The following is an 8936-nucleotide window of genomic DNA, read 5'->3' on the forward strand; positions in this document are numbered from 1 at the left end:
TCCTTGCCGGGGGGGGCATCGCAGGCTCGCGGGGTTTCATCGCAGACGGTTGGGGGTGGTGTAGGCGCGGCGGCGGGCCAGGACGACGACGGCCGCGGCGGCGAGTGTCAGGGCCCAGAGCGGGAGGTGTTCGGGCTGGAGGAGGAAGAGACGGCCGAGGGCCGCGGCCGGGGCGAGGACCGCCGCGGTCCACAGCACGCCGAGGGCGGCGGTGGCGCGGCCGACGCCGATGACGCTGCCGAGCGCCAGCGCCGTCGCGGTGAGGGCGAGGGACGGCAGCAGCCACTGCGCGAGGGCGACGCCCGTCAGGAACCCGGCGGCCAGGTGGACCGGGAGGACGACGGCGAGCACGGTCAGGGTGCGCCGCAGGAGCAGGGACAGCCCGGCGCGCGGGGTGACGGCGGTCAGTTCGAACGCCGGGTCCAGGCCGCGCGACCAGGCCGCGGCGACTCCGGCGAGCGGCAGGACCGGCGCCAGCAGCAGGACGGGCGGTGCGCCCCGCGTCCAGTCCGCGGTGCGGTCCAGCAGCACCGCGACGACGCTCACGCCGATGACCATGGCCAGCCAGGGGCCCATGACCGGGGTGGCCCAGGCCATGGGGCGGCGGCGACGGCGCGGGGCGGGCGTGGAACGGTCCAGGGCCGGCTCCAGGCGGTCGCGGACGGCGGTCAGCAGGGCGGTGACCGCGGGTACGCCGGCCGCCGCGCCGGCCAGTCGGCCGCGGCAGTCGGCGCACCGCTCCATGTGGGCCTCCACGGCCCACAGTTCGTCGGCGGGCAGGTCGGTGTCCCCGCGCGCGTAGCTGTCGACGAGTCGGTCCGACGGGTGCTCGACGCTCATGCCAGTGCCCTTCTCATGGCGATACGGGCCCGGCGGGCCCGGGTCTTGACGGTGCCTTCGGGGAGGTCGAGCAGGACCGAGGTCTCCCGGACCGAGAGCCCGTCGAGCACCAGGGCCTGGAGTACCTGCCGCAGCTCCGGGGCGAGGGTCCGCAGGGCGTCCCCGACCTCTCCGCCGACGGCGGCGGCCAGGACCTCGTCCTCGGCGGCCGGGGCGGTGACACGTCCGGCGGCGGCGACGGGCGGTTCGGCGTGGTGGGCGCGGCGGCGGAAGGCGTCGACCAGGCGGCGGGCCGCGATCGTCCAGAGCCACCCGGCGGCGCTCCCGCCGACGGCGCTCCCGACGAAGGCGCCGGCGGCACGCCACACGGCGAGATAGGTCTCCTGCATGACCTCGGCGACGATCTGCTCGTCGGCGCACCGGCGTCGCAGCCGTACCGCCAGCCAGGGGGAGGTGCGCCGGTACAGCTCGTCGAACGCGGCGCGGTCTCCGTCGGCGACCCGACGGAGGAGATGTTCCTCGGCCGGCTCCGGGGGCCGCTTCTTTCGTAGTCTCACACCGGCCAGACGCGGGGCGGGGCCTGCGGGTTCTCACCTGGGAGTGGTGTGCGTCACACCGGGGGCGGGGCGGGGGCTACTGCCCGAGCAGCGCGGCGACGGTGATCAGCACCGGGACGGAGAGCAGGGTGGACAGCAGGATCGACTCCCTGGCGAACCGCTCGGCGACCCCGTAGTGCGAGGCGTACGTGAAGAGGTTCTGGGCGGCCGGGAGAGCCGCGATCACGACGACGGCCAGCAGCGCCTCGCCCCGCAGCCCGAACAGTCCCGCGCCGACGGCCCACGCGACGACCGGCTGGGCGACCGTCTTCAGCAGGGCGGACAGGTACAGGGCGCCCCGGTCCTCGCCCCGGCCCGGACGCTCGCCGCCGTACAGGGATATCCCGAAGGCGAGGAGGACCGCGGGGACCGACATGTTGCCGATGAGGACGAGCGGCTCCAGCAGGGGCCCGGGCAGGGTCCGGCCGGACGCGGCCACGGCGACACCGGCCAGCGATCCGATCGCCATCGGGTTGCGCAGCGGGGTGGTCAGCCGCCGGAGGACCGACACCGGCCCACCGGGGCGGCCGAGGTCGAGGACGGTCAGGGCCAGCGGGGTCACCACGATCTGCTGGAGGAGCAGCACCGGGGCGACGAGCGAGGCGTCCCCGAGGACGTAGACGGCGATGGGGATGCCCAGGTTCCCGGCGTTGACGTAACTGGAGCACAGGGCGCCGATGGTGACCCGTCCGGCGTCCCAGCGCAGGAAGAGCCCGGCCACCACGGCGAAGACTCCGGCCGCGGCGGCCGTGGCCGTCGCGGTGACCAGCAGGCGTGTCGACAGGAGGACGGACAGGTCCGCGCCCGCGAGCATGGTGAAGAGCAGGGCCGGGGTCGCCACGTTGAAGGCCAGCCGGGTCAGCACGGTGCGGCCGTCCTGTCCCAGATACCCGCGGCGGCCTATGACGTACCCGACGGCGATGACGGTGGCGATCACCGTGAAGCCGGTGAGGACTCCCTGCATGTCTTCCTTGCGGGTGGATCAGGTGCGGTGGGCGCCGGGCGGACGGAACACCTGGTCAGGCGCGGTGGGCACCGGGCGGACGCAACACCTGGTCAGGTGCTTGACAGCGTCTCAGACCGGTGGTCGCGCCCCCGGGGCGGGGTGGGGCGCGACCGGTGGGCCGCCGCCTGCCGGTTCAGCCCCCCGGTTCAGACCCGGGCCGTGTCGCCCGCGCCGTCGCCGGGTCCATGGGCCAGTGCGCCGGCGAAACGGGCGGTCAGGGCGGTGGGTGCGGTGATGGCGGTGCCGACCACGACGCTGTGGGCGCCGCGGGTGAGCGCCTCGGCGGCCTCCTCGGGGGTGTTGACCCGCCCCTCGGCGACGACGGGTACGGAGATCGCGGCCGACAGGGACGCCACGAGGTCCAGATCCGGGCCGGTCTGCTTCGGGGTCCCCGGCACATAGCCGGACAGGGTGGTGGAGACAAAGTCCGCCCCCTGTCCGGCGGCGGTGATCCCTTCGGCCAGGGTGGCGACGTCGGCCATGACGAGGGCCCCCGCCGCGTGCACGGCGGCGACGAGCTCGGCGAAGGTGGAGCCGTCCGGGCGCGGTCGGTCGGTGGCGTCGGCGGCGACCACGGCGGCGCCCGACGCGGCGACGGCCAGGGCGTGCCGGACGGTCGGGGTGATGTACACCCCGGTGTCGCCGTCCTTCCACAGGCCGATGACCGGCAGGTCCACCGCCGCCACGATCGCGGCGACGACCTCCGGTTCGTTGGCGCGGATCGCGGCGCCGCCGCCGGCGGCCGCCGAGAGCGCGAGGCGGACGAGGGTGGCGGTCTCGCGCATCGGGTCCCCGGGGGGCGCCTGGCAGGAGACGATCAGTCGGCCCCGGAGTGCGGCCGCCAGATCCTGTGCGTTCAGACCCTGTGCGTTCAGATCCTGTGCGTTCATCGGCGAGCTCCCGGACGGTGGAGGGGAAGGGTGGCGGTCAGGGCCGCCGCGCCCCGTACGGCGGCGTCCCCGCCGTGGAGCGGGGGTTCGGGGAGAAGCCCCCGCAGGGGCGGCATCAGCTCGGCGGCGAAGGCCGTGGCCAGCGCGGAGCGGTACAGCGCGCCTATGCGGGGGACCCCGCCGCCGACGACGACCCGGTCGGGGCCGAGGGCGTTGGCCAGGCCGCCGAGGGCCCGGCCGGCCGCCGTCGCACCGGTGGTGATGGCCCGTACGGCCGCCTGCTCGCCTCCGGCGGCCCGGGCGGCGACCGTTTCGAGCCGGTCCGGCCGGGTGCCGGTGAGCCGTGCGTAGTGGGCGGCGATGCCCGGGCCGGAGGCGATGACCTCCAGATGTCCGGTGGCGCCGCAGGTGCAGGGCAGTCCGGTCGCCTCGGCGCTGGGCAGATGGCCGAGGTGGCCGGCGATTCCGGCGGCGCCGTGCAGCATCCGCCCGTCGACGGCGAGGGCGCCGCCGACCCCCGTGCCGACGGCCGCGTACAGCAGCGAACCGTGGCTGTCGGCCAGGGCGGCGAGTTCGGGTCTCGCCGTGGCACGCACGTCGTTGTCGCAGGCCACCGGCAGTCCCGTTCGGTCCGCGAGGCCTGCGCCGAGGGCGGTGCCGGCCCAGCCCCGGATGGAGTCGGTGGCGCTGGTGACCATGCCTGTGCGGGGGTCGACGACCCCGGCGGCGGCGATGCCGACCAGGGAGGCCAGGCCGTCCGGGTCGACCTCGGCCGCCGCCGCGGCGAGCGCGTCGAGCACGGCGGCGGCCCCGTCCCGGGCGGGGGTGGGCCGGGTGTGCCGGGTCAGCACCGCGCCGTCGGGCGCGAAGAGGGCCGCAGCGATCTTCGTGCCCCCGAGGTCGAGGCCGATGACCACGGCTCCGGTCGCCGGACCGGTCGCCCGCCCGTTCATCGGACCGTTCATCGGACCGGCGGCAGACCGGCGCCGCGCAGCCGCTCCGCGACGGATGCGACGGACGCGGCGGACAGCGGGATCTGCGGGAAGGCGGTGGCGCCGCGGTCGATGACGCCGAGCAGCCGCAGCGCCTCCTTGAAGGAGCCGAGCGCCGACGAGCTGCGGCCCATCTCCTCCTCGGGGCCGACGTCGACCATGGCGAACAGCTCGACGAGCCGCTCCTGTTCCCGGGCGGCGAGCGCCCAGTCCCCCGCGCGCGCGGCGTCGTACAGCCGTACGTAGCCGACCGGATCGACGTTGCCGAGCCCGGGGACGACGCCGTCGGCTCCGGCCAGCAGGGCCGCGTCCACGGTCAGTTCGGACCCGGTCAGCACGCTGAAGTACGGCACGGGGCCCCGTGCCCGGCCCTCGCGTCCGCCCAGCGCGACGACGAGCCTGCGCAGTCCGCCCTCGTCGCCGCTGCTGTCCTTGAGACCGGCCAGGGTGCCGTCCTCGGCCAGTTCGCGGACCAGGGCGGCGGAGAGCTTGGAGTGCACGGCGACCGGGATGTCGTAGGCGAACAGCGGCAGGTCGACGCCCGCCCGCAACCCGCGGAAGTGCCGCGCGGTCTCGGTGGGGTGGGTGCGGGTGTAGAAGGGCGCCGTCGCGACGAGGGCGTCGGCGCCGAGTTCCGCGGCGGCCCGGGCGTGGGCGAGCACCCGGGGGGTCGTGGTGTCGATGACCCCGGCGAGTACGGGGACCCGTCCGGCGGCGGCGGTGACGACGGTCTTCAGCGCGATGGCGCGCTGGGCGTCGGTCAGGTAGACGACCTCGCTGGTCGATCCGAGGGCGAAGAGGCCGTGCACTCCGCCGTCGACGAGGTGGCCGACGAGCCGGGCGAGGGAGGCCGTGTCGACCTCGCCCCGGTCGTCGAGCGGGGTGCAGACCGGCGGTACGACGCCGCGCAGCGGTGCGGTCAGGGACATGGTGGAAGAGCTCCAGCTCGCTCGGAACGCCGGCCTTGCGCCTCTCGCCCGAAGGCGAGGACGAGACCAGGACATGAGACGTAAGATGTCTTACGTCTTGGCTTACCTTAAGCCGATGCCCCGGCGGCCGGTCAAGAGGCCGCGGCGGCCGACGACACCTCTGGAGGACGGTTGTGGCCCGCCCCACCATGGCGCAGGACATCGAGCGGAGGATCAGGGAACTGATCCTCGACCGGGCGCTCGGCCCGGGCGATCCGCTGCCCACCGAGCCCGAGTTGATGGAACTGTTCGGCGCCGGGCGGGTCTCGGTGCGCGAGGCCCTCAAGGCGCTCCAGGCCATGAACGTCGTGGAGATCCGCCGGGGCTTCGGGACCTTCGTCGGCTCGCTCTCGCTGACGCCCTTCGCCGAGGGCCTGGCCTTTCGTGCGGTCGTGCGGCACGGCCGGGGCGAGCCGGGGCTGCTGGAGTTGATGAAGGTGCGCGAGGCGCTGGAGACCGGGCTGGTCGGCGCCGTCAGCGCGGGCATTCCCGCCGAGGACCTGGCGGTGCTGCGGAGGCTGGTCGCCACGATGGAGGCCGAGGCCGCCCTGGACGGCCGGGTCGCCCGGTCCACCGACCGCGCCTTCCATCTGGCGCTCTACGCCTCGCTCGACAACCACCTGCTCAGCGAGGTGCTGGACGCGTTCTGGGCGGCGATGGACGGGGTGCGCGCCAGCACGGACGACGGCCACCAGGACCCCGGCGTCACCTGCGCCCAGCACCACGCGATCGTCGCGGCGGTGGCGGCGGGCGACGGGGCCCGGGCGGCGTCGGCGATGCGCGCCCACTTCGACGGCATCCGCTCCCGTCTGGAGCGGCCCTGAGGGCTGTCCCGCGGTGCCCGGCCGGGACAGCCCTCGGGCCGGGGGCGGTTACGGGGTCACGGTCACCGACCGGGTCCCGAACGCCTGCTTGCCGTCGGCCTTGTAGGTCACGGTCAGTTCGGCGGTGCCGGACGTGCCCGCCGGGATCGTGACCGGGACCTTGATGTTCGCGCCCTCGCCGGGCCGGAGCGCCGGGAACGCCACCTGCCGGGTCGTCCAGCCGGCGGGCACGGTCAGGTCGAGCGTGCCCGCGTCGCGGGTGACGTCCATCCGGTTGACGACCCGCACGGTCACCTCCGTGGCCGTCCCCGCCTTCAGCGTGGCCGGGGGTGTGATGGTGATGTCCGCGCAGGTGCCGCCGAGCCACTTCAGGTCGAACGAGGAGTAGGTGATGTGCCGGTAGTCGGCGCGCTCGTAGAGCAGTCCGAGCCGGCCGTCCGGCAGCCGGGTCAGCGTCGAGTAGGCGGCGCTGTCCGGGTTGACGACCTTCCGGATCGGCCAGGTCCTCCCGTTGTCGCAGGACATCTTCACGGTCAGGTTCTTCCGGGTGGTGCTGTCGGTGTTGCTGAACAGCAGCCAGGAGGCCTGGGGGTGGGAGGCGGGGACGTCCGGGGCGTACCGGATGATCGAGCCGTTGTTCGCCGGGTCGCGCAGGTTGGTGTCCTGGGTGAACGGTGTGTAGGTGACGCCGCCGTCGCTGGAGTACGCGACGGTCCGGTAGGGCGCGGAGCGGTTGTTGAGCATGATCCGGCCGTCGCTGAGCTCGACGGTCTTGTTCTCGTCGCCGCCCGGTCCGACGGGGTTGCCCATCTTCCAGGTCGCGCCGTGGTCGTCGCTGTAGGCGCTGACGGCGTAGTTGGCGCCGTTGTTCCGGATGGCGTACTGCTGGATCAGCCGCCCCTTGTACGCGCCGTGGCGCACCTGGATGCCTTCGCCGGAGGCCGCGAACATACCGGCCCAGACGGGGTTCTTGATCTGCTGGGTGATGCGGCGATGGGTCCAGGTGACGCCGTCGTCGTCCGAGTAGCTGTAGTCGGCCTGGAGGATGTCCGGGTCGCTCTCGTCGTTGCCGGTGGCCGAGCCGAAGAAGCCCTGGTTGACGGAGCCCGCGTAGAAGACGAAGATCCGGCCGGTCGTGCGGTCGACGAGGAGGCTGGGATCGCCGAAGCCCTTGGGGGCCGCCTCCTTGCGGATGACCTGCTGGCTCTGCCAGGTGGTGCCGCCGTCGGTGCTGCGCCGTACGACGATGCCGAGGTTGCCGGGGAGGTCGCCGAGCGTGGGACGGGTGTCATAGGCGGCGATCACCGTGCCCTCGACGGAGGTGGTGAGCGCGGGGATGCGGTAGTGGGGGGATCCGACGCCCTGGGTCGCTATGTCCTGGGAGGTCAGTTCGCCGGGGGCTGCGGCCGGTGCGCCGTGGGCGGTGCCGGCGGTGGTGGCCACCAGGAGGGCGGCGGACAGCATGGCGACGGTGACTCTGCGCTGCATGGACGATCTCTCTTCTCGTGAGGGGAGACGTACGGACGGAGCGGTCGGCGATCAGGAACGTACGGACGGGAGGCCGGCGAACAGGAACGTTCGGACGGAGCGGTCGGCGATCAGGGACGTTCGGCCGGGAGGCCGGCGAACAGGGCGCGCACCCAGGCCAGTTGTTCGGCGCGGTGGTGTTCGGTCCCGCCCTCGTGCCCGTTGAACTCGTAGACGCGCACCTCCTTGGGTCCCACGTACCGGTTGTAGGCCGTGAAGCAGGTGGAGGGCGGGCAGATGTCGTCCGCCATCGCGATGGAGAACAGCGCGGGGGCGGTGGCCCGGGTGGCGTGGTGGGCCCCGTCGAAGTACGACAGGGTGCGGAACACCGGCTCGACGCGGTCGCGGTGGAGCCGGAGGTAGGCGGCGATCTCGGTGTACGGGGGTGTCGCGGCGATCCGCGCGGCCCGGGGGATGTTGCACAGGAACGGCACGTCCGGCATCACTCCGGCGAGCCCCGGCACGAGCCCGGCGACGGCCAGCGCGATGCCTCCGCCCTGGCTGACCCCGGTCACCACGATGCGGGCGGGGTCGACCCCGGGGTGCTCGCGCATCGCCTGCACGCAGCGGACCGCGTCGGTGAACACCCGCCGGTAGTAGTGCGTTTCGGGGCTCTCCACGCCCCGGGTCAGGAATCCCGGCACGGCGCCGGCGGATCCCGGGTCGGTGTCGGGGGTGTCGCCGGTCGCCGAGGACCAGCCCTGGCCGCGGGTGTCCATGACCAGGTGCGCGTATCCGGCGCAGGCCCACATCAGATGCTCGTGGGCCAGGCCCCGGCCGCGTCCGTACCCGAGGAACTCCACGACGCAGCCGAGCGGCCCGGCGGCCCCGGCGGGCATCCGCAGCCACCCCCGTACGGGACGGCCGTCGTAGCCCGGGACGCTCACGTCGTAACAGCGGACCTGGACCAGCCCGCTGTCGACCTCGTCGAACCGGGGTCGCCGGTCCGGTGTGCCGCCGGGGCCCTTCTCGTCCAGAGTGTCGGACCAGAAGGCGTCGAACCCGTCGGGCAGCGGCAGTTCGGGCCGGTAGGCGCGGCATTCCGCGAGCGTGAGATCGGCCGACGGCATGGCGGTGCCCTCCTGGAGGGGTCAAGGAAAGCCACAGGACAGAAGACGTCAGATGTCCTGATGGCAAACCAGACCGTAGGGAGCCGTGGGGCCGCCCGTCAAGAGCCGGGCCGCCCCACGGCTCCCGCCTAGAGGTCGTCTTCAAAGGTCAGATCCAAAGCAGGATTGAGGCGATGGTGACGGCCGCCTGGTAGGACTCGCGGGTTTTGTCATAGCGGGTGGC

9 protein-coding genes are annotated in these 8936 nt (G+C 74.0%); 1 reads left to right on the forward strand and 8 read right to left on the reverse strand.

Annotated features, from left to right (window positions below; translation table 11 throughout):
* Positions 1–36: 36 nt before the first annotated feature.
* The 6 genes from ACH4KB_RS33640 to ACH4KB_RS33665 all read right to left on the reverse strand — a co-directional run bounded on the left by ACH4KB_RS33640 (position 37) and on the right by ACH4KB_RS33665 (position 5253).
* Positions 37–840, reverse strand: coding sequence for a zf-HC2 domain-containing protein (locus ACH4KB_RS33640; protein WP_398070164.1), 804 nt, complete (start codon positions 838–840; stop codon positions 37–39).
* Positions 837–1397: an RNA polymerase sigma factor gene (locus ACH4KB_RS33645; protein ID WP_398070166.1), complete on the reverse strand. Its 561-nt coding sequence runs from the start codon at positions 1395–1397 to the stop codon at positions 837–839. Before ACH4KB_RS33645 ends, ACH4KB_RS33640 begins: the two co-directional genes overlap by 4 nt.
* Before the next feature lie 76 nt (positions 1398–1473).
* Positions 1474–2400, reverse strand: a complete 927-nt coding sequence (locus ACH4KB_RS33650) for an AEC family transporter (protein WP_398070168.1) — start codon at positions 2398–2400, stop codon at positions 1474–1476.
* Positions 2401–2588: 188 nt separating this feature from the next.
* On the reverse strand, positions 2589–3302 hold the full coding sequence (locus ACH4KB_RS33655; protein WP_398070190.1) for an N-acetylmannosamine-6-phosphate 2-epimerase: 714 nt from the start codon (positions 3300–3302) through the stop codon (positions 2589–2591).
* 26 nt (positions 3303–3328) lie between these two features.
* The gene (locus ACH4KB_RS33660; protein ID WP_398070170.1) at positions 3329–4285 is read right to left on the reverse strand and encodes an ROK family protein; all 957 of its coding nucleotides are present in this window, start codon (positions 4283–4285) and stop codon (positions 3329–3331) included.
* An 8-nt stretch (positions 4286–4293) separates the two neighbouring features.
* Positions 4294–5253, reverse strand: a complete 960-nt coding sequence (locus ACH4KB_RS33665; RefSeq protein ID WP_398070172.1) for a dihydrodipicolinate synthase family protein — start codon at positions 5251–5253, stop codon at positions 4294–4296.
* 173 nt (positions 5254–5426) lie between these two features.
* On the opposite strand from ACH4KB_RS33665, the gene ACH4KB_RS33670 reads away from it, so the two are divergent.
* Positions 5427–6116: a FadR/GntR family transcriptional regulator gene (locus ACH4KB_RS33670; RefSeq protein ID WP_398070174.1), complete on the forward strand. Its 690-nt coding sequence runs from the start codon at positions 5427–5429 to the stop codon at positions 6114–6116.
* A 48-nt stretch (positions 6117–6164) separates the two neighbouring features.
* Here ACH4KB_RS33670 and ACH4KB_RS33675 read toward each other — a convergent pair whose 3' ends face one another.
* Positions 6165–7604, reverse strand: a complete 1440-nt coding sequence (locus tag ACH4KB_RS33675) for an exo-alpha-sialidase (protein ID WP_398070176.1) — start codon at positions 7602–7604, stop codon at positions 6165–6167.
* 110 nt (positions 7605–7714) lie between these two features.
* On the reverse strand, positions 7715–8713 hold the full coding sequence (locus ACH4KB_RS33680) for an acetylxylan esterase (protein WP_398070178.1): 999 nt from the start codon (positions 8711–8713) through the stop codon (positions 7715–7717).
* Positions 8714–8936: the final 223 nt, after the last annotated feature.

It is taken from the genome of Streptomyces sp. NPDC017520 (genome assembly GCF_044329855.1).
Classification (GTDB): domain Bacteria; phylum Actinomycetota; class Actinomycetes; order Streptomycetales; family Streptomycetaceae; genus Streptomyces.